Raw genomic sequence first — 22,672 nt, forward strand, 5'->3', positions numbered from 1 at the left:
TCAGCGCCGATGGTACTGCAGGGGGGACCCTGTGGGAGAGTAGGACACCGCCGGACACCATTCACGATGGCCACCCAGAAATGGGTGGCCATCGCTGTTATCCACCACCTCGGATCCCCGCTGCTCACTGGAGCGCGGTGCGGGTTAGGGTGGTGAGACGGTTACGGCCGTCCTCCCCGCCCTCGGGCGGGTCAACTCCACAGAGCATCACCACGACAGGCGAGGAACGCATGGACGACTCAGGATCCGACCGCAACGACCGGGACTCCGGACGTCGTGACGAGCGGCCGCCTCGCGCCGGCGGCCCCGGCCGCTCCTCGAACGATCGCGGCGGCTCGGGCGATTCCCGCCCCCGCCGCGACGGTGATGCTCGTCCTCCCTATCGTGGCGGTGGCGACTCCCGTCCGCAGCGTGATGGTGACTCGCGTCCTCCGTACCGCGGTGGTGGCGATTCCCGTCCGCAGCGCGACGGGGACTCTCGTCCTCCGTACCGTGGTGGTGGGGACTCCCGTCCGCAGCGTGATGGGGACTCCCGGCCTCCTTACCGTGGCGGTGGGGATTCGCGTCCGCAGCGTGATGGTGACTCGCGTGCTCCGTACCGCGGTGGTGGGGATTCCCGTCCGCAGCGCGACGGGGACTCGCGTCCTCCTTACCGTGGTGGTGGCGATTCGCGTCCGCAGCGCGACGGGGACTCCCGTCCTCCTTACCGTGGCGGTGGGGATTCGCGTCCGCAGCGTGATGGTGACTCGCGTCCTCCTTACCGCGGTGGCGGCGACTCTCGTCCGCAGCGTGACAGTGACTCTCGTCCTCCTTACCGCGGGGGTGGGGATTCCCGTCCTCAGCGCGATGGGGACTCCCGTCCTCCTTACCGTGGAGGTGGGGACTCCCGTCCGCAGCGGGAAGGTGACTCGCGTCCTCCCTATCGCGGTGGCGACTCGCGTCCGCAGCGGGACGGTGACTCTCGGCCTCCCTATCGCGGTGACGACTCTCGTGCCCAGCGTGACGGGGACTCCCGGCCTCCTTACCGTGGTGGTGGAGATTCCCGTCCTCAGCGCGATGGGGACTCCCGCCCTCCCTACCGTGGTGGCGGCGACTCCCGTCCGCAGCGTGACGGTGACTCGCGTCCGCCGTTCCGCGGTGGATCGCGCGACGGGGGAAGCCGGCCGTGGTCGGACGATCGTCGGGGCGGCGGAGACCGCCAGGGCGGCGGACGCGGACGCGAGGGCTTCGGCGGCGGACGCGGCGGCCCCCGCGAGGAGCCGGAGCTCACCGAGGAGGAGCGCGAGCGGCGCTCCCTCCAGTCGGTGCGTCCGCGCCACGACGACCCGGACCTTCCGGACGACGTGCAGGCCAAGGACCTCGACAAGGTCGCCCGCAACGAGCTGCGCACGCTCTCGAAGGACAACGCCGAATGGGTCGCCCGTCACCTGGTGATGGCCGGCCGCCTCCTCGAGGAGGACCCCGAGCTGGCGCACCGCCACGTGCTCTCGGCGGCCCGCCGCGCGGGACGCATCGCCGTTGTCCGCGAGTCGCTGGCAATCTCGGCGTACGCGACGGGCGACTTCGCCCTGGCGCTGCGCGAGCTGCGGACCTTCCGTCGGATCTCCGGCTCGGACGAGCAGGTGCCGCTGATGGTCGACTCCGAGCGCGGCGTGGGCCGGCCCGACAAGGCGCTCGAGCTGGGTCGGTCGATCGACCGCACCACGCTGAGCCCCGGCGCGCAGGTGTCGCTGGCCATCGCCATGTCCGGCGCCCGCCTCGACCTCGGGCAGGCGGAGCTCGCTCTCATGGAGCTCGAGATCCCGCAGCTGGACCCGGACCGCGCGTTCTCGTACAGCCCGGATCTCTTCGCCGCCTACTCGCTCGTCCTCGAGGAGGTCGGCCGCTCCGAGGAGGCGGCCGAGTGGCAGCGTCGCGCTGACATCGCGGCGCAGGCCGTCTTCGCGGCCGAGGGCGGCGGTGACGACGAGACGATCGAGGTGATCGAGGAGGAGCACGAGTCGGCGGAGGCCGAGTCCGCTCCCGATCGCGTTGAGGAAGGGACCGCGGTCGACGACGCGGACGACTACCTGGACGACGAGGACGGCCCGACCGCCGTCGACGACGCGGACGAGGACGAGGTCCACCGGACCTTCTCCGAGGAGATCGCCGACGACGACGACGCGGACGCGGACGACGCTGATGCGACCGCTGGCGCCGAGGCCGACCTCGTCGACACGGACGAGCCGACCTTCGCGGACGAGTCCCTCGAGTCGGACGATCTCGCCGAGACGGACCCGGATGAAGCTCTCGACTCGGCTGACCCGACCGCCGACGAGTCGGTCGAATCCGCCGACACCACCGAGGAGGACGGCGATGTTCCGCAGCAGCAGGACTGAGCCCACTCCGCTCGACGGCCGCGACTCCGTCCTGGCCGACCTCGACGGGGTCGTCTACAAGGGTGCCGACGCGATCCCCTTCGCGGTGGAGAGCCTCAACCGCGCGGCCGAGACGCTGCGCGTCGGCTACATCACCAACAACGCCTCCCGCACGGACGCCTCCGTCGCCGGGCACCTCTCCGAGCTGGGGCTGAGCGTCCGGCCCGAGGACGTCGTCACCTCCCCGCAGGCGGCGGTCGTGCTGCTCGCCGACCTGGTCCCGGCCGGCTCGACGATCCTCGTCGTCGGGGCGGAGGGCCTCACCTCCGAGGTCGAGCGCGCCGGGTTCACCGTGACGCGCAGCGCGGAGGACTCGCCGGCGGCGGTCATCCAGGGCTTCGCGCCCACGGTCGGCTGGGAGCAGCTGGCCGAGGCCTCGTTCGCGCTCCACACGGGGATCCCGTGGGTCGCGACGAACACCGACTGGACGATCCCCGTCGCCCGCGGCATCGCCCCGGGCAACGGGACCCTCGTCTCGGCCGTGCACACCGCGGTCGGTCGGCTCCCGGTCGTCGCGGGCAAGCCCGAGCGGGCCATCTTCGACGCGGCGACCGTGCGCTTCGGCTCGACGAACCCGCTGTTCCTCGGCGACCGGCTCGACACCGACATCGCCGGCGCGAACGGCGCCGACATGGAGAGCGCCCACGTGCTCACCGGGATCGACCGGGCCAAGCAGCTCCTCGCCGCGGAGCCCAAGCTCCGGCCGACGTACATCCTCGGCGACCTGCGCGAGCTGCACCTGCCCTACCCGGCGACGACGGTCTCGCGGAACGGCACGCACGCCATCCGCGGCGCCAAGGTCCGCCTCGACGGCGACTCCGTGGTGATCGTGGACGCCGGCGACGACGCGACAGATCTGCTGCGGGCCGCCTGCTCGGTGATCTGGTCGTCCGGCCGCGCGATCTACGGCCTCGACGTGCCGGAGTCGCTCTACAGCTGAGCCTGCTCGGCGGGCTCCCGGCGTCCCTCGCGGCGCAGGAGCCCGTCGAGCCGGCCGGCCAGACCGACCGCGACGATCGCGATCAGCGCGGCGTACGAGAAGGTTGCGGCGAAGACCCCGGTCCCGGCCCCGATCAGGCCGGTGACCGCCGCCGCGAGGAGGCCCGTCAGCGCGAGGGAGACCGAGGCGCCGGTCGAGTCGGCGATCTGCAGGGCCGAGCTGTTGAAGCCCTCCCGGCCCGGAGCGGAGAGCGCGAGCGTCATCGTCCCCATCCGCGGGAACATCGTGCCCATGCCGCCGCCGGCCAGGAACCAGCCCACGCCCGCGACGATCGGGCTGAGGGCGAGCACCGTGACGAGCAGCACGACTCCGATGCCGGCGAGCACGAGCGACGTGCCGAGCCGCATCGCTCCGCCGTGGCTGAGGCGGGTGCCCGGGCGTCCCTGGAGGTTCGAGCCGAGAGCCCAGGAGACGGCGCCCGCGGTGAGCATGGCGCCCGAGAGCCAGGGCGGCAGGCCGTACTGCTCCGAGAGCAGCAGCGGCAGGTAGACCTCGGTGCCGAAGAACGCCGCGGCGACGAGGGCGCGGAGGAGGATCACCGACGGCAGGACGCCCCGGGCGCGCAGCGTGCCGACGGGCAGGAGCGCGCGAACCGCCACGACCACGATGACCACAGCGGCCGCGGCCAGGAGGCCGGCGAGGTCGGGCGCGAGCTCGGCGCTCGTGCTCAGCACGACGACTCCGGCCGAGACGACCACGGCGCGGGCGATGCGGCCCACTGCCCGGCGGTCGAAGGGGAGGCGCTCGCGCGGCTCGAGCGAGCGGAGCGTCGGCGCGATCGCGGCGCTCGCGAGGGCCACCAGGGCGACGACTCCGAAGAAGACCCAGTGCCAGCTCGCGAGCTCGGCGACGACTCCGGCCACCAGCGGCCCCACCAGCGACGGCACGACCCAGGCCGCGGCGAAGGCGCCGAAGATCCTCGGATGCAGCTCGCTCGGGTAGACCCGCGCGACGAGCACGTAGAGGGTGACGGTGATCCCTCCGCTGCCCAGCCCCTGCAGCAGGCGGGCCGCCACGAAGACCGGCATCGACTGCGCGGCGCCCGCGGCGACGAGCCCCAGGGTGAAGAGCAGGATCGCGACCACGAGCGACGGCGTCGGGCCGCGGCGGTCGGCCGAGGAGCCGGCCGCGACCATCCCGACCACGGCGGCGGCGAGCGTCGCCGCGAAGGCCAGGGGATAGAGGGCGCGGCCGTCGAGATCGGCGCTGACGATCGGCATGATCGTCGTCACGGCGAGCGACTCGAACGCGCAGAGGAAGACGAGGCTCGTCGTTCCGATGGTCGTCAGGAGGAGGGGAGCCGAGGTGATGCCGCGGCGATCACGAGAACGCACCTGCTCAACAGTACGCCGAGCGCACGGCCGGTCAGCGGTAGACGGCCCAGTCGTCCTTCGCGAGCACCGTCGGGGTGCCCTCGATCTCGACCAGCCAGCCGCGGTCGTCGCGCTCGAGGTAGCGCCCCTGCACGATCTCGGGGGCCCAGCCGCCGTCGCGGGAGGAGATCCAGCGGACGAAGCGGACGGTGCCTCCGCGCCGGAACAGTGTGCCGTTGTGGTCGCTCATGCGGGGATCTTCTTCACGGAGAGGTCGTCGGGCGACGAGGTTTCGGGGAGGAGGTGGAGGCCGAGGCGGCCGTTCGAGGCGTTCGAGAGCTCGCGCAGCCAGTGCGGGTTCAGCTCGATCGCGGCGGTGCCGTCGTACTCGTAGCGGGTGGGGATGCCGGGGTGGAGCCACAGTTCGGACCGGCGGCCCTCGGCGTCCTCGATCGTCAGGAGGAAGCCCTCGCCGCGGCGGAACCGCGAGGTGATCACGGTCTGGAGGTGGGCCAGGGCGCGGTCCTCGAAGGAGTGCGAGCTGGCGGGTGCGCCGTAGAGCAGTCGTCCCATCGCGCGCACCTCCTCACCGTCGGCGGCGCACGGAAGGCGTGCCGCACCGTCGACACTAGGTATTGCTAAGTCGGTTGACTAACAGTCTCGGCGCCGACTGCGCTTTCGGGACACACGCCGTCCGATCGCCGGAGAAGTGGTTCGATGGGTGCAGCGAGTTCCCGTCCGGGGCGCCTGCCGCTCGGAAGGTGCACCTCGATGGACGCTCGGCCAGACCTGTTCGCTCTGCTCGCGCGATTGCGCACGGCGGAGCGCGACTACGACGGCCGTGTGGAGCGGCGCCTGGGCATCGGCGCCACGGATCTCGCGGCCCTGCGGCTGATCGGAGTCGGGGAGCGGCGCGACGAGATCGTCCGCGCCGTCGACCTGTCCGCGGCCCTGTCGATCACGACGGCGGCCGTCTCCCTCCTCGTCGACCGCCTCGCCCGCGCCGGCTACGTGGACCGCACTCCCGACCCGTCCGACGGCCGCGGCCGCATCCTCTGCCTGACGGAGCGCGCGCAGAAGGCCATCGTCGGCACCGACGACCCGACCTACGAGCAGATCCGCGCGATGGTCGCGAAGGTGCCCGAATCGGAGGCCGCGACCGTCGCGGTGCTGCTCGACGGCCTCAGCCGCATCCTCGAGGGGCAGCCGCCGCCCGAGCTCGTCGACTGATCAGCTCTGCAGGGTGGCGCTCGGCGACTCGCCGAACCGCTCCGCGTAGGCCGCGCTGAAGCGGCCCGCGTTCCCGAAGCCCCAGTGCCGGGCGACGGCGGCGACCGTCGTCCCGTGGGGCGGGCTCGCCGCCAGCTCCACCCGGGCGCGGTCGAGCCGCACCAGGCGCAGGTAGGCGATCGGGCGCATCCCGAGCACCCGCTGGAACGCGGACTGCAGGCCCCGAACGGTCAGGCCCGACGCCGCCGCCATCTCGGCGGGGCCGATCGGCTCGCTGCAGTGGGCGTGCACGTACTCGACGGCCGTGCGGATCCGTGCGTTCCGGGGGGCGAGGAGCTCGGGCGGGACCGGAGCGGACTCCGGAGGGTAGAGGTCGAGCAGCGCGGAGGCCGTGGCGCGGGTGAGCTCGTCCCAGAGCAGCGGCTCGACGCGCTCGCTGCGCAGCGCGCGGGCGGAGTCGGCGACGGCGGTGCGCCAGCGGCGGATCGCCGCGGAGTCGGGGCGGTGCTCGGAGTCGAAGACGAGGGACCCGACGAGGCCCCGCTCGGCGGCGACCCGGTCGACCACTCCACGGTCGAGGTGCACCAGGCGCTGGTCGAAGTCGACGTAGTCGAAGGCGAACGGCCGGCCGACGGGGAAGAGGACGGGACGGTTCTCCTCCATCGCGATCGAGGCGCGGCCGACGTCGATCCGGCCGGAGCCGCCCACGATCCACTGCACGACGACGTCGTCCGAGTCGCCCACGCCGCCCGCGAGGCGCCCGGACATCCGCGAGGTGCGGAGGGTCATCCCGCAGTCGCCGATGGCCGCGTAGCGGTAGCTGAAGTCGGCCGCGGTGGTGGCGGCGCGCCACTCGTCGCCATTGTAGAGCCGCGCGAGGCTGTGCCGCGCCTCGTCCGGATCCTCGCCGCGGGCCTCCAGCCGGACGCGAGGGTGGTGATCGTCCACAGGTCGTTCCGGTGCCTCAGCGCGTGAGGCGCTCGATGAGCTCGCGGTAGCGCGCGGCCGTGCGCTCGACGATCTCGGACGGGAGGGTCGGCGGGAGGCCCTGGCCGTCCCAGTTGTCGGAGAGCCAGTCGCGCACGATCTGCTTGTCGAACGAGCGGCCGCGGATGCCGGCGTCGTAGTCGTCGGCGTCCCAGTAGCGGGAGGAGTCGCTGGTGAGGACCTCGTCGCCGAGGGTGACGACTCCGGTCCCGCGGTCGACCCCGAACTCGAACTTCGTGTCGGCCAGCAGCACGCCGCGGGCCAGGGCGATGGTGGACGCCTCGCGGAAGACGGCGAGCGAGAGGGTGCGCAGCGCCTCCGCGGCCTCCTCCCCGACGATCTCGACCGTGCGCTCGAAGGTGATGTTCTCGTCGTGCTCGCCCTGCGGGGCCTTCCACGCCGGGGTGTAGATCGGCTCGGGGAGCGGGTCGCCGTCCTGGAGGCCCTCGGGGAGCGGGACGCCGCAGACGGAGCCCGTCTCCCGGTACTCCTTCCAGCCGCTGCCGGAGAGGTAGCCGCGGACGACGCACTCGATCGGGAACATGTCGAGCGTCTTCACCAGCATCGACCGGCCGCGTACCGCCTCGGGGATCGCGCCCGGGATCAGATGGTTGGGGACGTCGGAGAGCTGCGCGAACCACCAGAGGGAGAGCGTGGTCAGCAGCTCGCCCTTGCCGGGGATCCCGGGCTCGAGGACCGCGTCGTACGCGCTGACCCGGTCGCTGGCGACGACGAGCATGCGGTCGGCGCCGAGCACGGGGTCGGCATCGTCGGGGGTGTAGAGGTCGCGCACCTTGCCGGAGTAGGCGTGCTGCCAGCCGGGCAGCGGCGCCGTGGTGTCGAAGGACAGGGAGTCGTCGCGGGTCACCGCACCATTCTCCCCGATCCGGGGGGCTCCGCGGCTCCTGAAGACCTCCTGTGTCCTGGCGGATCGGGGCTGTCAAGCACGCGCGGCCGCCGATCCCGCGCGCCTAGCGTCGAGACATGACCTCGCAGAACGACCAGACTCCGCAGAACGACCAGTACACGTTCCAAGACCCGACCGCGATGTTCGCCGACATCGACACGGAGGCCCAGTACCAGGAGGGCTCCGGCCTCGACTCGAAGATGGACGACCCCGCCGACCGCGGCGAGTCGACCTACCGCGGCTCCGGCCGTCTGACCGGGCGCAAGGCGCTCGTCACCGGAGGCGACTCGGGCATCGGCGCGGCCGTCGCCATCGCCTACGCCCGCGAGGGCGCCGACGTCGCGATCGTCTACCTCCCCGAGGAGGAGTCCGACGCGAAGAAGGTCGTCGCGCTGATCGAGGAGGCCGGCCGCACCGCCGTCGCCATCCCCGGCGACATCACCGACCACGACTTCGCGGTGGGCGCCGTCGCGAAGGCCGTCGAGGGCCTGGGCGGACTCGACATCCTCGTCAACAACGCGGGCAAGCAGCAGCACGTCGAGGACTTCCTCGAGCTCTCGGACGAGCAGTTCGACGAGACCTTCAAGACCAACGTCTACGCGATGTTCTGGATGACGAAGGCGGCCGTGCCGCACCTCGCCCCGGGCTCCGCGATCATCAGCACCTCGTCGATCCAGGCCTACCAGCCGTCGCCGATGCTGGTCGACTACGCCAGCACGAAGGCCACGATCAACACGTTCTCGAAGGCGCTCGCGCAGCAGCTCGCGCCCAAGGGGATCCGCGTGAACGTCGTCGCCCCGGGCCCGATCTGGACGCCGCTGCAGACCGCGGGCGGCCAGCCGTCCGACAAGCTGCCCGAGGTCGGCTCGCAGACGCCGCTCGGACGCTGGGGCCAGCCGGCCGAGCTCGCTCCCGCCTACGTGTTCCTCGCCTCCCCGGAGTCGAGCTACGTCGTCGGCGAGACGCTGCACGTCAACGGCGGCATGCCCACGCCGTAACACTCGGCGCTCACGGCGGGCCCGGTCGCGGCGCGGAGGAACCCTCTTCCGCGCCGTGGCGGGGCCCGCCGTTTTGGTTGTCGTAACAATCGACTGCTGTGCAGGTTCGTGCGCGAGAGTCGGTGCATGACCGATTCCCTGCCGATCCTCGACCTGTCCCGCCTCGACCAGGGGGAGGCGGAGGCCGCCGCCTTCCGCCGCGACCTCCGGGAGACCACGCACGACGTGGGATTCTTCTACCTCGTCGGCCACGGCGTGCCGCAGGACCTCCTCGACGACGTCGTCGCCGTCTCCCGCCGCTTCTTCGACCTGCCGGAGGAGGAGAAGCTCGCGATCGAGAACACCCTCAGCCCGCAGTTCCGCGGCTACACCCGCTTCGGCGCCGAGCTCACCAACGGCGACGTCGACTACCGCGAGCAGGTCGACATCGGCATCGACCGACCGGCCGTTCCCGCCGGGCCCGGCGTCGCCGACTACGAGCGCCTCGAGGGGCCGAACCTCTGGCCCGAGGCGCTGCCGGAGTTCCGCGAGGTCTTCGAGCGCTGGCACGCGGAGCTCGCGGCAGTCGCGATCCGGCTGCTGCGCACCTGGGCCGTCGCGCTCGACGCCCCGGAGGACGTGTTCGACGAGGCGTTCGCCGAGCGGCCGTTCTCGCTGGTGAAGGTCGTCCGCTACCCGGGCACCTCCGACCCGGAGCCCAAGCAGGGCGTGGGCGCGCACCGCGACGGCGGCGTGCTGACGCTGCTGCTGGTCGAGCCCGGCAAGGGCGGCCTGCAGGTCGAGCACGACGGCTCGTGGATCGAGGCACCCGCGATGGAGGGCGCGTTCGTCGTCAACATCGGCGAGATGCTGGAGCTCGCCACGGGCGGCTACCTCAAGGCGACGCTGCACCGCGTGATCTCGCCGCTGATCGGAACGGACCGGATCTCGATCCCGTTCTTCTTCAATCCCGCGCTCTCGGCCACCATGCCCTCGCTCCCGCTGCCCGAGGAGCTCAAGTCCGGCCTCTCGGTCGACCCGACGAACGCGCCGATCCTCGAGACCTACGGCGAGAACGCGCTGCGCTACCGCCTCCGGGCTCACCCGAACGTGGCGGCCGTCCACCACGCGGACCTGCTCGCTCCCACCGTCTGACCCGGGACGACGAAGGGCCCCCTCCCGCGCGAGCGCAGGAGGGGGCCCTTCGTCGTCAGTGCGTCAGCAGCGCGCGGCGGCCACGGGGACCGTCGCGGTGAACGCGGGCTGGCCGGTCGCCGATCCGGTCACCGTCACCGTGCCGGCCGGCATCGAGGCCAGGCGGGTGGTGAAGGCGGCGGAGGCGGACGATCCGGGTGCGACCGCGGTGAACGACTTCGAGCCGTAGGCCGAGGCGATCGTGACGTCCGCGGCAGCGGTGTCGGTGTTCTTCACGGTCGCGGTGAGCACGATCTTCCCGGCGACGCAGCGCGTGGCGACGGCGGGGACGAGCTCGAGGGTGTCCAGCGGGACGGCGGCCGAGACCGACGTGCGCACCAGCTTGTCCGGGTACCCGGTGTAGGAGGCCGTGACGCCGGTCACGCCCGCCGGGACCGAGACGCTCGCCGAGCCGCCGGAGAGCGGGACGGTCGAGGTCCACGAGCCGCCGGTGAAGGTGACCGAGCCGACGACGTCGCCCCTGTCGGCCGCCGCGACCGTCGCCGTGACCGTGCGGCCGTCGGCGGTGAGGGTCGTGGTGGAGTCGACGGCGGTGACGCCGGTCCAGTTCTTCATGGCGGTGAGGACCGTCTGCGGGACGCTCACGAACGCGCCGTGCCTCGGGCTGGCCGGGAGGCCGGCGCGGCTCTTGGGCGAGACGTTCCAGTCGGCCGACTGCGAGAGGCGGTTCGTCTGCGAGCTGCCGGCGATGGCCGCTCCGGAGGTGAGGAAGGCCTTGTAGCCGCCGTCGCCGTAGTTGTCGACGAGGAAGGCGTAGCCGTCGCCCGTGCCGGTGGTGTCGTTCGGGTCGCCCGCGTTCAGCTTGATGATCTCGGGTCCCTCACCGGCCTGGCCGGTCTCGAGCGAGGTCATCCGGGTGTCGGTGAGCTGCCACGTGGTGTTCGGGTCGGCGCTCCAGTTGGAGGAGGTCGTCCCGGCGGTCAGGACCTTCGACTTCTCGAGGAAGATGTCCTTCCCGGCCTCGAGGGTGCCGGCGGCGCCGCCCTCCTCGTTCTTGGTGAAGCGGTAGTAGTAGTCGCCGATCTTCGTGATCGTCGAGTCGATCCGCGCGTAGCCGGTGTCCTGCCAGGTGGCGGGAGGAGCGGTGAAGGTGCGGAAGTCGCGGGTGATCACGGAGAAGACGCGGGAGTAGAGCTTGTCGTTGTTGGTCTTCGTCGCGTCGGAGTAGAGGCGCGAGGAGAAGAACACGACGTAGGACTGCAGGGCGTCGTCCCAGTACGCCTCGGGCGCCCAGGTCATTCCGGCGGCCGGCTGGTTCACCGTGATGCCGGTGTCGGCGCCGTTGGTGCGGGTCCACTGCACCAGGTCGGTCGACTCCCAGACCTCGATCTTCAGGCTGCCCTTGGACTGGGCGTCGCCCCAGCCGGTGCCGCAGGAGATGCAGAGGTCGGTGGCGACCATGTAGTACTTGTCGCCGTTGTGCGAGCGGAGGATGAACGGGTCGCGCAGGCCCTTCGTGTCGGTCGTCGAGGTGATGACCGCCTTGCCGCCGTTGACCGGCGAGAAGGTGAAGAAGTCGTTGCCCGAGGTCGCGGCCTGGTAGATCTTCTCGTCGCCGTCCGACTTGAAGTACGCCGAGGCGTAGCCCGCGTCGGGAGCGGTGCGGCCGAGCTCGGCGACCGTCAGCGTGAAGGCGCGCGTCTCGGTGACTCCGTTGAGCGTCGCCTTCGCGGTGAGGGTGACGGTCCTGTCGCCGGAGCCGTAGGCCGGCCGGGTGACGACGCCGCCGCCGCGGTACGGGTCGGCCGCGCCGACCGCCGGAGCGGCGTAGGACGTGTTCGTCGGGGTGACGAGCGCCGGGTCGGACGAGGTCCAGGTGATGTCGGTGCCGTTCTTGGCGCCCTTCACCGCGAGGGGGAGGTTCTCGGTCGTGCGCGTGGCGAGCTTCAGCGCGTCGAGGTCGTCGTTGATGCTCGGGGCGAGCACGACGACGTCGAAGGCGATCGTCGCGCCCTGAGCGGTGGTCGCCGTCAGAGTCACCGGGGTGTTCTGCGCGATCGTGCGCGAGACGACGCCGGTGGTCGAGACGACCGCGCTGTTCGAGGAGGTCCAGGTGAGCGGGACGCCGCTGCTGGAGGCGGGCAGCGTCAGGTTCGAGGAGACCTGGGTCAGCGACGGGTTGCCGGCCAGCAGGACGGGCTGGATGTCCGAGCGCAGCAGGGCGGAGGTCGCGGACGCCTTCGCGTCGGCGGTCGGCATGCTCGAGGCGACCTGCTCGGCGGTGAGGGAGGTGTCCCAGAACTTCACGTCGGTGACGTCGGCGGTCACCAGGGCGTCTCCGGTGTAGAGCGAGCGCCCGAGGTAGCCGAGCGTGGATCCGGTCGGGACGATGCTCGCCATCGACTTCGTGGTGTTCGCCGTCGAGATCTGCGTGCCGTCGCGGTAGAGGGTCAGCACGGTGCTCGACCCCGTGCCGGTGCCGACGAGCGTGAGGGTCGTGAACCCGGGGTTCAGTGTGCCGCCGAACGGCATGCGGGTCTCGCCGTTGCTGGTGGGCTCCTTGACGCGGATGCCCGCGAGGACCTGTCCGCTGGGCGAGCCGTCCGGGTTGCGCGGGTTCACGAAGACGTGGTTGCCGAGCTGCGTGGTGTTCCACGGGCCGACGCCGTCGCCGATGACCCAGCCGAACTGGTTGGCGGTGGTCTGCGTCTTCACCGTGTACTCGACGGCGAAGGCGTTGTCGGCTCCGGTGACCAGGCCCTGGGGGAGGCTCGCGTAGCCGTCGTTCTTGAACCGGGCGACCTGGTCGCCGCCGGCGTTCGCGAAGGAGGCGTCGGTGAGGCCGGTCAGGGTGGCGTTGCGTCCGTTGCCCGAGATGTCGAGCAGGGCCGAGCCGGCGTGCGACATGTCGTAGTGCGCGGTGGGCGCCGGGACGTCGACGGCCTGCGCCGAGACGGGGACGAGAGCACCGGTGAGGGCGACGCTCGTGCAGGCGAGAGCGGAGAGGAAGAGGGATCGCACGCGGCGCCGAGGCGCGGCGGCAGGGGGCTCCGGGGAGCGTCGTCTCATCGTCGAGACCTTTCCTTCAGGGGAGGGATGCGTCGAGCCGAGGGGACCGACGCGTGTGTTCACGTTAACATGTGAGCCGCCTCAGAGCCATGGTGGAATTGCTCCGGCGTCGGGAGCGAACCATGCGACAGGGGCACGCCTCGGCGCAAGACCTGCACCCGCGAGCGCCCGGGGCGTAGCGTGAACGCACCGCATCCTGGCCCCCGGTGACGGAACCATGCCCATCCGCCTGCCCTGCGAGGACTTGACCATGACGACGCTCTTCCACACCGGAGGCTCCCTCTCCCTCGACGACGCGACCGCCGACGCCGTCGTCCGCTACTCGCTCGCGCTCGCGCAGCAGCACCGGATGAGCACGGTCAGCGTCGCCGACGACTCGGCCCCCTCCTCCGTCGTGACGCTCACCATCGGGCTCGGCGTCCCCCTGGTGGTCGCAGGGACCGGTAGCGCAGCGGCGGAGTCGAGCGCCGAGATCCTCGCGCGCCTCGACGCGCTCGACGGCGCGGGCGGTCCGGTGCCCGCCTCGGACGTCGACCCCCGCGCGACGTGGGAGCTCGAGAACGAGTACTGAGCTCCGAGCCGCGGCGCCGCCGGCGCGGATGCGCCCCGCTCCTGCTCCGTGGGCGCGGAGCGTCAGCGCCGGTAGTCGCGGATGATCTCCTGGGCGAGCGTCGTGATCGGGGTCGACGTCGCTCGCGCGCGGACCCGCAGCACCTCGAAGGCCTGCTCGACCGTGGTGCGGTGGGCGTAGGCGAGGATCCCCTTCGCCTGCTCGATCAGCACCCGGCTGTCGAGGGCGTGCTGCAGCTGCTCCTGGGTGACCGTGCTCTGCTGGAGCGCGCGCTGATGCAGGATCCCGATCGTCGCGACGTCGGCGAACGCCTGCACGACCGCGATGTCGTCAGGATCGAGCCGCCCCGGCCGGGCCTGGAAGAGGTTGAGGGAGCCGATCGTCGTCCCCGCCGAGCGCATCGGCACGCAGTGCGCCGAGAGCACGTCGAGCTCGACCGCCAGCGTCCGGAACTCCGCCCACTCCTCGCCCACGGCGCGGGCGTCCTCGACGATCACCGGCCGCCCGGTCTCGGAGCACTGGATGCACGGGCCCGACCCGCTGTCGAGCTGAAGCAGCTCGATCAGCCGGGTGTCCTCGTCCGTGGAGGCGAGCACCTCGAGGGAGCCGGTGGAGTCGGCGAGGACGAGCCCCGCCGAGACGGCGTCGAAGAGGGTCGCGCTGCTCTCCACGAGGGTCTGGGTGAAGTCGACGACGTCGTAGTCGTCGACCAGTGTGTCGGAGAGGGCGACGAACGTCTGGATGACGCTGCGCTCGCGGGAGTTCGTCACCATGTGTCGTCCTGGGCGGTGAGAGGGCGGTCGGGGAACCCGTCGTGCCGGGCCACGATGCCGGAGGCGACATCGACGACGGAGCGCTGCTGGGCGAAGGCGTGGGCGCGCAGCAGCAGCTGCGCCTCCTCGGCCGTGCTGCCGTAGCGCGCGATGATCATGCCGGTCGCCTGGTGCACCACGCGTCGCGAGCGCGGATTCGTGCTCTCCTCGACCTCGTTGTCGCGCAGCACCGCGGCCAGCACCAGCAGCGCCGTCGCGGTGGTCGAGGCGCTGATCCGGCCGAGGAGGGAGTCGCTGAGCGACGTGGGGCGGCGGGAGTAGAGGTCGACCGCGCCGATCGAGAGCCCCGCGATCGAGAGCGGGAAGGCGAAGACCGCGCGCACCGCCGTGGGGCCGATCGCCTCGGTGAAGAGCGGCCAGCGCTCCTCCGCGCCGGTGTCCGGCACCGAGACGGGGCCGGCAGCGCGGATCGCCTCCCAGCACGGGCCCTCGCCGAGGTCGATCTGGATCTCGTCCAGCCGGCTCGCGGTGCTGTCGCTCGCGGCGACGGTCTCGCCGCCGAAGGGGCTGCCGAGCGTGGAGATCGCGACGCCGTCGATCGGATACCCGCGCAGATACGGGTCGCAGAGAGCGTCGGAGTCGGTCACCGCGCCCATTTTAGCCGTCGGCTCCGCTCGGAGCGACGCTCCGCCGGACCGGCGGGGACCACGACGCGGTGACGCGCGGGGGCCCGCCTGGCTGCGCTGCCCGGGCGCACGAGGCGACGGCCCGTGAAGCGGCTCGTCGGGCGCGGACGGTGCATGGTGCGGGGCGACGGGAGCCGGAGGACGGCGGCCTGCACGGCGACGGAGCGGCTCAGGCCGGGGTCGATCGAGCCGGGACGCTCGAGGGCGGCGATGAGGTCGTCGAGGACGGCGAAGGCGGGATCTGTCATCACGGCTCCTGGCCGGGTGTCCGCGGCCGTTGTTCTGCGCGCCGGGGCGCGGGCGGTGTCGATCGGGTGTCGCCGTGCGGGGTCCGCGCACGACGTCGACGAGGTCCTGCACGACGGTACGGGGCGCGGATCGACCGGACGACGTGGTTGACCTCCCCGAGGTCCGCCGCTACTCGTGCTCTGCGTTGAGCTCGTCGAAGTCGTTCGTGATGATCGACAGCGGGGTGTACGGCGTGATGAGGAGGAGCGCCGGGTTCGCGCGTCCCTCGCCGTAGTTGACCGTCAGCCATTGCGGCGTCGGAGAGGCGAGGGCGGCCTCGACCTCGGCGCGGAACTCGTCGAGGCTCCTGTTGTTGACCGTGTAGGCGGTGCCGTTGTAGATCAGGTCGATGCGCTTCACAGCTGATCGCCCTTCGCCGGAGGACGCACCGGTTCGGCGGGCTCCGAGATCACGTACAGCCCGCCCGCGGAGTTCGCGAGGTCGGTGAGCGCGGAGATCCAGGCGGGGTTGATGCGGGGCATCCGGCCGCCGAAGTACTTGTAGCGGAGCGCGTGGGAGGGGTGGATCCAGATCGCGCTGCGGCCGTCGCCCATGCTGTGGTCGTCGCGCCAGCTGAGCAGGAACGACTCGTTGCGGCGCAGCTTCGCGGTGATGACGATCTGCAGGTGCGCGAGCACGCGGTCCTCGAAATCGATCTCGACGGTCCCGTCGTAGTGCAGCTTCCCCATCGGCGTCTCCAGCCCCTGATCTCCGGCCGGCAGGCGCCCGCCGTTGCCACCACCCTTCCGCAGACCGGAGGGATCCGACAACCCGGCCTGCCATTCTCTGCTCGATCTGTCCAGGTCTTCCGTCAGCGGCGGTCCTCTGTCAACCTCCTCCCTCCACGCAGCCGGCGCTGCCGAGCATGGACGGCATGAAGCACATCCTCTTCGCCGACAAGACGATCCTCGTGGGGGACGAGGCGGCCGACGCGCTCGTCGAGTACGCCGTCGCCCTCGCCGCGAAAGGCGCGGCCGACACCGTCGAGTACACGGGGATCGGCGCGGACGGCGGGACGGTCGACGCCACCTTCCTCGTGAACGCCGCGGCCGCCCTCATCGTCGAGACCACGCCGAGCGACCTGCCCGAGCCGGACAACGCGGCGGAGGTGGCACGGCTGCGCGAGCGGATCGACGCGCTCACCGGCGAGCATCCCGTGCAGCCCGGCGACGGCGAGCTGACCAGTGGTGCCGACTACGAGGACTCCTACGAGCAGTGAGTGGTTCCCGTGGTGCGGACCCGGACCCGGACCCGGACCCGGACCCGGACCCGGACCCGGACCCGGATGCGACCGGCGTCCGCTACCACTGCGAGGCTCCGCAGTGAACCCCCTGATCGGCTGAGGGGAGGCGGACGTACCGTGGCCCTGCGGGTCGCCGACGACACGATCACCGGTCGACCGCTACGGGCACGGCCGCGGGTCGGCCGGGGAGGACGGACACCATGACCGGAGACCATCCCTTCTGGGTGCGCCTCGCGCGCAAGGAGCCGCAGTGCGCCATCGTGCGCGGCCGGGTCTTCGAGATCGGTGCCCCCGACGAGCGGGACGGCGCCTTCCTCCTCACGGTCTGGGAGAAGGGGCGGCCCGTCGGGCACGTCCTGAACGTGGATCCGCCCGCCTACAAGCCGTGCGGACCCGGGCACCCGGTCGAGCCGCAGCGGGTCGACGGGGTCGAGGAGCTGCTCGAGCTCCTGGTGCCCCAGCGCACCCGGCTCGCGGCGCACGGCTGACGCCGCTCCCGTCCGCGGGGGCCGCCCGAGTCCTGTGCACCGGGAGCGGGGCGAGCGCTGAGCACCCGCTGACGGACGCCCGGGACGGGGGAGTCGTGCGGCCGGGCGGCGGCTGGCATCCTGACCTCGGTGCGACGAGCGCGCCCGCGAGGGGGAGCCCGATGAGCACCACCGAGGACGTCGACGACGGGACCGCTGAGTTCGGGTACCGCCCCTCCCTCACCCGCGGCATCGGCCGCTTCGGCAGCTTCGCCGCGGGCGTGAGCTACATCTCGATCCTGACCGGCACGTTCCAGCTCTTCTCCTTCGGCTTCGCTCTCGGCGGTCCCGCCTACTGGTGGTCCTGGCCGATCGTGTTCGCCGGGCAGCTCATGGTGGCCCTGTGCTTCGCCGAGCTCGCCGCCCGCTACCCGGTCGCCGGCTCCGTCTACAACTGGAGCAAGCGCCTCGCCGGGCCGACGGTGAGCTGGCTGGCGGGCTGGCTGATGGCCACCGCGTCCGTGGTCACGCTCGCGGCCGTCGTGCTGGCGTACCAGGCGACGCTCCCGCAGATCTGGAGCGGGTTCCAGCTCGGCGGCTCCGCGGGGGTGAGCGCGGTGGTCTGGGGAGCGCTGCTGATCGCGTTCACCACCGCGGTCAACGCGCGCGGCGTGCGCCTGATGGCCCGGATCAACAGCGTCGGCGTGCTGATCGAGCTCGTCGCGGCGGTGCTGCTGGTGGCGGTGCTCGCGGTGAACGTGGTGCATCCGCCGACCGTGCTGCTCGACACCAGCGACTACGGCGGGAGCACGCCGGGCGGGTACGCCGGCGCGTTCCTCATCGCCGCGATCGCGTCGGCGTACGTGATGTACGGGTTCGACACCGCGGGCTCGCTCGGCGAGGAGACGGTCGACCCGCGCCGGACCGCGCCGACGGCGATCCTGCGGGCGGTGACCGCCTCCTTCGTCCTCGGCGGCCTCATCCTGCTCCTGGGCATCCTCTCGGCGCCCGACCTCGCCGACCCGGCGCTCGGGCAGGCGTCGGGCGGGCTGCAGCGGATCGTGCTGCAGGTGCTCGGGGCCCCCCTCGGAACGGTCCTCCTGCTCTGCGTGGTCGTCGCGATCACGGTGTGCGCGCTGGCGGTGCACACGGCGGCCATCCGACTGATCTTCGCGATGGCCCGCGACAACGCCCTGCCCGGCAGCCGCGTGCTCGCCCGCGTCGACCCGCGGCGCGGGACCCCGGTGGCGCCGGCGCTGGTCGTGGGGGTGCTCGCGGTACTGATCCTGGTCGTGAACATCGGGACGCCGGCGATCTTCACGGCCGTGACGAGCGTGGCGGTCATCCTGATCTACCTCGCCTACCTGCTGGTGACGGTGCCGCTGCTGATCGCCCGGCTCCGCGGCCGGTGGCCCGCAGCCGCGCCCGGGCGCTTCTCGCTCGGCCGCGGGGGCCTGCCGGTGAACGTCGTCGCGGTGCTCTGGGGCGCGGCGATGACGGTCGACCTCGCGTGGCCGCGCGTCGAGGTCTACGGGGAGGAGCTGCGCTGGAGCGCGGTCGTCGTGATCGCCGCGGTCGTCGGGATCGGCCTGGCCTGGTTCCTCCTCCGCGGCCGGCACCGCCTCGGCACCCTTCCCGCGCACGCGCTCCCCTCGACGCCGCCGCAGGGCTGAGCCGGAAGGCCCGTTCTCGAGGCGGGAGGACGGGCGTGCCAGGGCGAATCGGCGGCGGCACCGGGAGGAGGATGGGGGAGCGCGTGCTCGGCCGAGCGCCGCGGGGAGGAGCGCGCGTGCGGAACCGCCTGGCGACTCCGTCCCTGCTCGCGCACGCCGTGCTCATCCAGGCCGTCGCGTTCCTGCTCCGGCCGGCCGCCGTCTACCAGGCGATCCGGCTCGACGTGCCGGCCTGGGCGCTCGGGGCGCTCGGCGCCTCGTTCGCGCTGGTGCCGCTGCTGATCGCGCTGCCGGTGGGCGGGCTGGTCGACCGGGTCGGCGCCCGGGCCGTGATGGCCGTCGGCTCGCTCGTCGCGGTGGGAGCGGCCGCGGTGCTGCTCCTGGCGGGCGGGAGCGTCGCGGGGCTGCTCCTCGGCATCGCCCTGCTCGGCGCGGGGCACCTGGGCTGCGTGGTCGGGCAGCAGACCGTCGTCGCGGGCGGCACCGGAGGGACGCGGCTCGACAGCCGCTTCGGCTACTACACGTTCGCCGCGTCGCTCGGGCAGGCGATCGGGCCCGCATTCATCCCGGTGCTCGCGGGCGGCTCGGTGCGGCCCGACCCGGCGCCGCTGTTCCTCGTGGGCGGGATCCTCGCGGTGCTGCTGCTCGTCTCGACGGCGGGGATCCGCAGCCCGTCCCCGCGCGGACCCGCGGCGGAAGGGGCGGCGGCTCCGGGCTCGACGCTCGGTCTCCTCCGGGTGCCGGGCCTCGCGCGCGCCCTGCTGACCAGCGCGACCGTCGTCGCCGCCGTCGACCTGACCGTCGTCTACCTCCCCGCCCTCGGCGCCGAGCGCGGGCTCCCGGCCGGCGTCGTCGGAGCCCTGCTCACCGTGCGCGCGCTCGCGTCGATGGCCTCGCGGCTCCTCCTCGGCGCGGCCACCGCCCGGCTCGGGCGCACCCGGGTGATGGTGGGCGGCATCCTGATCTCGGCGCTCTGCCTGGTGCTGGTCGCCCTGCCCGCGCCGACCGTGCTCCTCTTCGTCGCGGTCGCCGCCCTCGGCCTGGGCCTCGGGATCGGCCAGCCCATCACGATGTCCTGGCTGATCGAGCGCACCCCCGCCGACCGCCACGGCCGCGCCCTCGCGCTGCGCCTGGCCGGGAACCGCCTCGGGCTGATCGCCCTGCCCAGCCTCCTCGGCGTCCTCGCGGCGGCGTCCGGAGCGGGCGGCGTCCTCATCGGCACCGGTGCCGCGGTCGGCGCGACCCTCCTCCTGCTGCGTGGGGTGCGCCTGGACTGAGGTGCCCGGGGCCGCAGCGGATCGGCGGCGCGAGCGGCGATGCCGGGCCTCGCAGTCGGAAGACCGGAGGGTCAGCTGCCCGGCTCCTCCACGCGGACGTCCTCGGCGGCCTTGTCGGCGCGCCAGCCGCGCCAGACCGGCTGGCGGAGGGTGCCGGAGGCGGTGCGCTCGCGGTAGCGGACCTCGCCGACCAGGACGGGCGACACCCAGTGCACTCCGCGCGACTCGAGCGGAGGGACGGAGACGGCGGGCTCCTCGGTGGCGTGCTCGGCCAGGCGGTCGACCAGTCCGCGGCGCTCGCGGTCGCTGAAGCCGGTGCCCACACGGCCGGAGTAGGCGAGCCCGTCCTCGCCGGGGATCGCGGTCAGCAGCGCCCCGACCGAGCCCTGCAGGCCGCCCTCGCCCTCGCGCCAGCCCACGATCACGACCTCCTGCAGCCGGTGGTGGGTGAGCTTGATCCAGTCGCGCGAGCGGCTGCCCTCCTGGTAGCGCGAGTCGCGGCGCTTGGCGACCACGCCCTCGAGGCCGAGGGCGCGGCTGGTGGCCATCGCCTCCTCCAGGTCGCCGTCGAACACGGACGGGACGTGCACGCGCTCGTTCTCGGCGACCAGCTCGACCAGTGCCGAGCGACGGGTGTCGTAGTCGCTCCCGGTCAGGTCCTCTCCTGCGCGCTCGAGCAGGTCGAAGACCATCAGGTGCACCGGAGTGGACCGGGCGGCCGCCTCGATCTCGCGCGGCTTCGTCAGCCCGCCGCGGGTCTGCAGGGCACCGAAGTCGGGGCGCCCGCGAGCGTCGAGGGCGACGATCTCGCCGTCGAGCACGGCGTCGGCGGCGGCCTCGGCGAGCGGGGCGAGCAGATCGGGGAACGCCGCGGTCAGGTCGTTGCCGTTGCGGCTCGTGAGGGTCGCGGTGCCGCCCTGCACCCGCACGAGAGCGCGGTAGCCGTCCCACTTCATCTCGATCGCGGCCCCCGGGTCCACGTCACCGCGGCGTCCGGCCGTGGCGAGCATGGGGCGGTGGCGGCGCGGGGCGGAGTCCTCGGCCGGGCGGTCGGAGGAGGGTGCGGGGCGGGGAGCGGGCGACGCGGCGGACGCGGCCGCCCTGCCCCGTCGCTGCGTCCCGTGCCCGTGAGCGGGACCCGGCGCCATCAGGTGCAGGAGCCAGTTCTTCTCGGCGCCCTCCCTCGAGCCCGTGTGCAGCAGGGCGTAGCGACGGGGCTCGCCGCCGAGCCCGCCGTCGGGGCGGCCGGTCAGCACCGCGATCACCTCCTTCCCCTCGCGCCACTTCTCGAGCGCGTAGGTGCCCTCGTCCCAGATGCGCACCTCGCCGCCGCCGTACTCGCCGGCCGGGATCGTGCCCTCGAAGGTCGCGTACTCGAGGGGGTGGTCCTCGGTCTGCACCGCGAGCCGGTTCGGGTCGCCCTCCAGCGGCGGGCCCTTCGGCACCGCCCAGCTGACCAGGACGCCGTCGTGCTCGAGCCGGAAGTCGTAGTGCAGGCGCCGCGCGTGGTGCTCCTGGATGACGAAGGAGTCGCCCGAGGAGGTGCCCGCGGACGCCGCCTCGGGCACCGGCTCCGGCGTCTTCGACGCGTCGCGCATGCTGCGGTAGGTCGCCAGGCGGTCGGAGGAGGCGTCCGTCGCGGCGAAGCCCGCCATCCGCTCCGGGGTCGGCTCGAGCCCGGCACCCCGGACGGCGAGCAGCGGGCGGAGGAGGTCGCCGTCGCTCCGCAGCCGCTCCACCACCTCGTCGGGCGACAGGTGGCGCAGGTCCTCGGCGCCCAGCTCCTCCCACGTGCGGGGCGCGGCGGCGGCCGGCCGGAGGCGCCCGCGGAGGGAGTAGGGGGCGATGGTCGTCTTCGCCGCGCTGTTCTGGCTCCAGTCGACGAGGACCTTGCCCTCGCGCAGGGTCTTCTTCATGTCCGAGACGACGAGGTCGCGGTGGTCCGACTCGAGCGCGCGCGCCAGCTCGTGCGCGACCGCCGAGATCTGGTCGCTGGAGGCGGAGGCGTCCAGCGGGCAGTAGAGGTGGATCCCCTTGCTTCCGCTGGTCACCGGCAGCGGAGCCAGCCCCATCCCCTCCAGCAGGTCGCGGGCGAGGAACGCGACCTCGGCGCACGCGGCGAGGCCCGCCCCCTCGCCCGGGTCGAGGTCGAGCACGAGACGGTCGGGCGGACGGCGCTCGCCGTCGGAGCCCACCCGCCACTGCGGGACGTGCAGCTCGAGCGCCGCCTGCTGCGCCAGCCAGGTGAGCCCGGCGACGTCGTCGACCAGCGGGTACTCGACGTCGCGCGACGAGTGCGCGAGCCGGGTCCGGCTCAGCCAGTAGGGGGCGGAGGAGGGGAGGTTCTTCTCGAAGAAGACCTCGCCCGGATGCTCGGCGGTGCCCACTCCGTCGACCCAGCGCTTCCGGGTGACCGGGCGGCGCGCGAGATGGGGCAGCATCGCGGAGGCGACGGAGGCGTAGTAGGAGAGCACGTCGGCCTTGGTGAAGCCCGTCTCCGGGTAGACGACCTTGTCGAGGTTCGTCAGCCGCAGCCTCCGCCCGCCGACCGAGACGATCTGCTGCGAGGCGGCCATCCCCCCATGGTGGAGGCAGGCGCGCGCCGAGGGAACCCCGGACCGTCGCGGGAACCCGCAGCG

General features: G+C 72.8%; 23 protein-coding genes. 10 read left to right on the forward strand and 13 right to left on the reverse strand.

From position 1 onward, the window contains the following. Window positions 1-239 precede the first annotated feature (239 nt). Window positions 240-1,319 (reverse strand): hypothetical protein, encoded by a 1,080-nt coding sequence (locus C5D66_RS17315; protein ID WP_181028788.1) that lies wholly within the window; start codon window positions 1,317-1,319, stop codon window positions 240-242. Between C5D66_RS17315 and C5D66_RS15430 the strand changes: the two genes are divergently transcribed. Next, on the forward strand, window positions 1,305-2,378 hold the full coding sequence (locus tag C5D66_RS15430; protein WP_181028789.1) for a hypothetical protein: 1,074 nt from the start codon (window positions 1,305-1,307) through the stop codon (window positions 2,376-2,378). The two genes, C5D66_RS17315 and C5D66_RS15430, sit on opposite strands and share 15 nt — an antisense overlap. Beyond that, on the forward strand, window positions 2,356-3,357 hold the full coding sequence (locus C5D66_RS15435; RefSeq protein WP_104256554.1) for an HAD-IIA family hydrolase: 1,002 nt from the start codon (window positions 2,356-2,358) through the stop codon (window positions 3,355-3,357). Before C5D66_RS15430 ends, C5D66_RS15435 begins: the two co-directional genes overlap by 23 nt. Here C5D66_RS15435 and C5D66_RS15440 read toward each other — a convergent pair. The 3 genes from C5D66_RS15440 to C5D66_RS15450 are packed head-to-tail and all read right to left on the reverse strand — an operon-like array spanning window position 3,348 to window position 5,303. Continuing rightward, entirely contained in the window at window positions 3,348-4,751 is a 1,404-nt protein-coding gene (locus tag C5D66_RS15440; protein WP_258061328.1) for an MFS transporter, read from the reverse strand. The two genes, C5D66_RS15435 and C5D66_RS15440, sit on opposite strands and share 10 nt — an antisense overlap. A 31-nt stretch (window positions 4,752-4,782) precedes the next feature. After that, window positions 4,783-4,980, reverse strand: a complete 198-nt coding sequence (locus C5D66_RS15445) for a hypothetical protein (protein WP_068256013.1) — start codon at window positions 4,978-4,980, stop codon at window positions 4,783-4,785. Further along, window positions 4,977-5,303 carry a hypothetical protein gene (locus C5D66_RS15450; protein WP_104223794.1) on the reverse strand — a complete coding sequence of 109 codons (327 nt, stop codon included), beginning with the start codon at window positions 5,301-5,303 and terminating at the stop codon, window positions 4,977-4,979. The genes C5D66_RS15445 and C5D66_RS15450 overlap by 4 nt, the downstream gene beginning before the upstream one ends. A 198-nt stretch (window positions 5,304-5,501) precedes the next feature. Here C5D66_RS15450 and C5D66_RS15455 point away from each other — a divergent pair, with 198 nt between their 5' ends. Beyond that, a complete protein-coding gene (locus C5D66_RS15455; protein WP_104326055.1) occupies window positions 5,502-5,960 on the forward strand; it encodes a MarR family winged helix-turn-helix transcriptional regulator in 459 nt (152 codons plus the stop codon). Here C5D66_RS15455 and C5D66_RS15460 read toward each other — a convergent pair whose 3' ends face one another. Both C5D66_RS15460 and C5D66_RS15465 read right to left on the reverse strand, forming a co-directional pair. Further along, window positions 5,961-6,908, reverse strand: a complete 948-nt coding sequence (locus C5D66_RS15460; RefSeq protein ID WP_104256555.1) for a helix-turn-helix domain-containing protein — start codon at window positions 6,906-6,908, stop codon at window positions 5,961-5,963. Between the two features lie 16 nt (window positions 6,909-6,924). Then, window positions 6,925-7,815, reverse strand: a complete 891-nt coding sequence (locus C5D66_RS15465) for a phosphoribosylaminoimidazolesuccinocarboxamide synthase (protein ID WP_258061329.1) — start codon at window positions 7,813-7,815, stop codon at window positions 6,925-6,927. Window positions 7,816-7,931: 116 nt separating this feature from the next. Between C5D66_RS15465 and C5D66_RS15470 the strand changes: the two genes are divergently transcribed. After that, a complete protein-coding gene (locus tag C5D66_RS15470; protein ID WP_104223791.1) occupies window positions 7,932-8,852 on the forward strand; it encodes a glucose 1-dehydrogenase in 921 nt (306 codons plus the stop codon). A 126-nt stretch (window positions 8,853-8,978) separates the two neighbouring features. Next, complete coding sequence (locus tag C5D66_RS15475) at window positions 8,979-9,986, forward strand: isopenicillin N synthase family oxygenase (protein ID WP_104256556.1); 1,008 nt, start codon at window positions 8,979-8,981, stop codon at window positions 9,984-9,986. Window positions 9,987-10,049: 63 nt separating this feature from the next. On the opposite strand, the gene C5D66_RS15480 is transcribed toward C5D66_RS15475, so the two are convergent. Beyond that, a complete protein-coding gene (locus C5D66_RS15480) occupies window positions 10,050-13,007 on the reverse strand; it encodes an immunoglobulin-like domain-containing protein (protein WP_258061330.1) in 2,958 nt (985 codons plus the stop codon). Window positions 13,008-13,305: 298 nt separating this feature from the next. Here C5D66_RS15480 and C5D66_RS15485 point away from each other — a divergent pair, with 298 nt between their 5' ends. Beyond that, window positions 13,306-13,626, forward strand: coding sequence for a hypothetical protein (locus C5D66_RS15485; RefSeq protein ID WP_104256557.1), 321 nt, complete (start codon window positions 13,306-13,308; stop codon window positions 13,624-13,626). 62 nt (window positions 13,627-13,688) lie between these two features. Here C5D66_RS15485 and C5D66_RS15490 read toward each other — a convergent pair whose 3' ends face one another. The 5 genes from C5D66_RS15490 to C5D66_RS15510 form a co-directional block, all read right to left on the reverse strand. Continuing rightward, window positions 13,689-14,399: a GAF and ANTAR domain-containing protein gene (locus tag C5D66_RS15490; protein WP_104256558.1), complete on the reverse strand. Its 711-nt coding sequence runs from the start codon at window positions 14,397-14,399 to the stop codon at window positions 13,689-13,691. Beyond that, window positions 14,393-15,046: a GAF and ANTAR domain-containing protein gene (locus C5D66_RS15495; protein ID WP_104351715.1), complete on the reverse strand. Its 654-nt coding sequence runs from the start codon at window positions 15,044-15,046 to the stop codon at window positions 14,393-14,395. The genes C5D66_RS15490 and C5D66_RS15495 overlap by 7 nt, the downstream gene beginning before the upstream one ends. Then, window positions 15,043-15,333, reverse strand: a complete 291-nt coding sequence (locus C5D66_RS15500; RefSeq protein ID WP_104233816.1) for a hypothetical protein — start codon at window positions 15,331-15,333, stop codon at window positions 15,043-15,045. Before C5D66_RS15500 ends, C5D66_RS15495 begins: the two co-directional genes overlap by 4 nt. Window positions 15,334-15,502: 169 nt before the next feature. Further along, window positions 15,503-15,733, reverse strand: a complete 231-nt coding sequence (locus C5D66_RS15505; protein ID WP_104250777.1) for a hypothetical protein — start codon at window positions 15,731-15,733, stop codon at window positions 15,503-15,505. Continuing rightward, entirely contained in the window at window positions 15,730-16,062 is a 333-nt protein-coding gene (locus C5D66_RS15510; RefSeq protein ID WP_104223784.1) for an ATP-dependent DNA ligase, read from the reverse strand. The genes C5D66_RS15505 and C5D66_RS15510 overlap by 4 nt, the downstream gene beginning before the upstream one ends. Before the next feature lie 185 nt (window positions 16,063-16,247). Between C5D66_RS15510 and C5D66_RS15515 the strand changes: the two genes are divergently transcribed. From C5D66_RS15515 to C5D66_RS15530, 4 genes are all read left to right on the forward strand, one after another. Continuing rightward, window positions 16,248-16,592: a hypothetical protein gene (locus C5D66_RS15515; RefSeq protein WP_104226802.1), complete on the forward strand. Its 345-nt coding sequence runs from the start codon at window positions 16,248-16,250 to the stop codon at window positions 16,590-16,592. Between the two features lie 224 nt (window positions 16,593-16,816). Beyond that, window positions 16,817-17,104, forward strand: a complete 288-nt coding sequence (locus C5D66_RS15520) for a hypothetical protein (protein ID WP_104223782.1) — start codon at window positions 16,817-16,819, stop codon at window positions 17,102-17,104. Window positions 17,105-17,265: 161 nt separating this feature from the next. Next, window positions 17,266-18,756, forward strand: coding sequence for an APC family permease (locus C5D66_RS15525; RefSeq protein WP_104256559.1), 1,491 nt, complete (start codon window positions 17,266-17,268; stop codon window positions 18,754-18,756). Window positions 18,757-18,872: 116 nt separating this feature from the next. Next, window positions 18,873-20,033: an MFS transporter gene (locus C5D66_RS15530; protein WP_258061331.1), complete on the forward strand. Its 1,161-nt coding sequence runs from the start codon at window positions 18,873-18,875 to the stop codon at window positions 20,031-20,033. A 71-nt stretch (window positions 20,034-20,104) separates the two neighbouring features. Here the strand turns inward: C5D66_RS15530 and C5D66_RS15535 are convergent, their stop codons facing one another. After that, entirely contained in the window at window positions 20,105-22,609 is a 2,505-nt protein-coding gene (locus C5D66_RS15535) for an ATP-dependent DNA ligase (protein WP_104256561.1), read from the reverse strand. Between the last annotated feature and the right edge of the window lie 63 nt (window positions 22,610-22,672).

This window comes from Rathayibacter sp. AY1B4, from assembly GCF_002932815.1.
GTDB lineage: Bacteria > Actinomycetota > Actinomycetes > Actinomycetales > Microbacteriaceae > Rathayibacter.

Coding starts and splice junctions, on each gene's coding strand:
- C5D66_RS15435 (WP_104256554.1), top strand. CDS start 2,356: ATGTTCCGCAGCAGCAGGACTGAGCCCACTCCGCTCGACGGCCGCGAC.
- C5D66_RS15445 (WP_068256013.1), bottom strand. CDS start 4,980: ATGAGCGACCACAACGGCACACTGTTCCGGCGCGGAGGCACCGTCCGC.
- C5D66_RS15450 (WP_104223794.1), bottom strand. CDS start 5,303: ATGGGACGACTGCTCTACGGCGCACCCGCCAGCTCGCACTCCTTCGAG.
- C5D66_RS15455 (WP_104326055.1), top strand. CDS start 5,502: ATGGACGCTCGGCCAGACCTGTTCGCTCTGCTCGCGCGATTGCGCACG.
- C5D66_RS15470 (WP_104223791.1), top strand. CDS start 7,932: ATGACCTCGCAGAACGACCAGACTCCGCAGAACGACCAGTACACGTTC.
- C5D66_RS15475 (WP_104256556.1), top strand. CDS start 8,979: ATGACCGATTCCCTGCCGATCCTCGACCTGTCCCGCCTCGACCAGGGG.
- C5D66_RS15485 (WP_104256557.1), top strand. CDS start 13,306: ATGACGACGCTCTTCCACACCGGAGGCTCCCTCTCCCTCGACGACGCG.
- C5D66_RS15490 (WP_104256558.1), bottom strand. CDS start 14,399: ATGGTGACGAACTCCCGCGAGCGCAGCGTCATCCAGACGTTCGTCGCC.
- C5D66_RS15500 (WP_104233816.1), bottom strand. CDS start 15,333: ATGACAGATCCCGCCTTCGCCGTCCTCGACGACCTCATCGCCGCCCTC.
- C5D66_RS15510 (WP_104223784.1), bottom strand. CDS start 16,062: ATGGGGAAGCTGCACTACGACGGGACCGTCGAGATCGATTTCGAGGAC.
- C5D66_RS15515 (WP_104226802.1), top strand. CDS start 16,248: ATGAAGCACATCCTCTTCGCCGACAAGACGATCCTCGTGGGGGACGAG.
- C5D66_RS15520 (WP_104223782.1), top strand. CDS start 16,817: ATGACCGGAGACCATCCCTTCTGGGTGCGCCTCGCGCGCAAGGAGCCG.
- C5D66_RS15525 (WP_104256559.1), top strand. CDS start 17,266: ATGAGCACCACCGAGGACGTCGACGACGGGACCGCTGAGTTCGGGTAC.
- C5D66_RS15535 (WP_104256561.1), bottom strand. CDS start 22,609: ATGGCCGCCTCGCAGCAGATCGTCTCGGTCGGCGGGCGGAGGCTGCGG.